This window comes from Marinicella gelatinilytica (genome assembly GCF_026410405.1).
GTDB lineage: Bacteria > Pseudomonadota > Gammaproteobacteria > Xanthomonadales > Marinicellaceae > Marinicella > Marinicella gelatinilytica.
The window spans coordinates 1-1,447 of the sequence record NZ_JAPMLN010000034.1 but is presented as its reverse complement, the minus strand read 5'-3'; the positions used below and the strand labels follow the sequence as shown (position 1 = coordinate 1,447).

At 41.3% G+C, this 1,447-nt stretch carries 1 protein-coding gene; it reads left to right on the top strand.

What is annotated here, in order from left to right:
• Positions 1-109: 109 nt before the first annotated feature.
• Positions 110-1,429: an IS5 family transposase gene (locus OS173_RS13220; protein ID WP_267184759.1), complete on the top strand. Its 1,320-nt coding sequence runs from the start codon at positions 110-112 to the stop codon at positions 1,427-1,429.
• Positions 1,430-1,447: the final 18 nt, after the last annotated feature.

The following is a 1,447-nucleotide window of genomic DNA, read 5'->3' as shown; positions in this document are numbered from 1 at the left end:
TAGTCGCCCCTGAAGAACTAATAACCCATTGATATTCAACGCAATATAGCGTTATTATGCTATAATAAATTGCAAGAAAACATGAATCAACCATCAAAAACCTTGCAATATGAAACCTAAAAAACCTAACAATCACCCGGATATGTTCAGATCACAATTGTCTCAAATCATTAACCTTAAGCACCCGCTGGTTAAACTATCCCATAAAATAAACTGGGAACGTTTAGAACAAGAAATTGATGTGGTTTATAGCCCGGGTTCAGGTCAACCGCCACTGCCAACGCGTCTGCTTGCCGGTTTGCATTATCTGAAATACACTTTTAACGAAAGTGATGAAAGTGTTGTGGCACGCTGGGTTGAGAACCCCTATTGGCAATATTTTTGTGGTTTTGAATTTCTCCAACATGAATTACCTTTACATCCCACCACATTGATTAAATGGAGAAACCGGGTTGGCGAAAAACTGGAAGCCTTGTTGCAAGAAACCATCAAAGTGGCCAGTGAAAATGATTTGATTAAAGCCTCAGAAACACACCATGTTAATGTTGATACCACGGTTCAGGAAAAGAACATCACTTTTCCAACCGATGCCAAGTTGTACCAAAAAGCCAGGGGATTGTTGGTCAAAGCAGCACAAGAGAACGGCATTAAGCTGCGTCAGACTTATTTGAGGGTAGGTAAAAAGGCATTAATCATGCAGGGACGTTATTCTCACGCCAGACAAATGAAGCGGGCTGCAAAACAGACCAGAAAGTTAAAAACCTATCTGGGCCGTGTCATTAGAGACATCCAGCGTAAATGCCCTGAACCCGATGAATCCATGCATGCTTTGTTGCAAAGAGCCAGGCAGATACACGACCAAAAACGTAACGACAAAGATAAAATCTATTCAGTGCATGAAGATGCAGTGTTCTGTATTGCCAAAGGCAAGGTGCATAAAAAGTATGAGTTTGGTAACAAGGTTTCTATCGTATCATCATCTAAGAATAACTGGGTATTATCAGCATTGAGCTTTGATAATCCATTTGATGGGCATACTTTGAAAGATGCGCTTTCTCACTGTCAAAAACTCACCGGCAAAGAACCCAAACATGCCTACTGTGATGGCGGCTATAAAGGTCATGAAATTAAAGGCAAGACCAAAGTTCACCTGATTGGAAAAATCCCCAAAAGAGCAACCAAAACCATGCGCAAGTGGATGAAGCGGCGAGCAGCGGTGGAGCCAGTTATTGGTCACATCAAGTCAGACCATAGAATGAACAGAAACTTCCTCAAAGGTGATGATGGAAACCGTAATAATGCACTTTTAGCAGCCGCTGCCTTCAACTTTGCTAAGTTGTTGAAGGCTTTTTATTGGGCCTTGAATAAATTCACTACAAATACCCGCCAATGTCTAATTTATTCACCAAGTTCATTGGTGCTGAAGTGAATTCTTCAGGTTCGACTA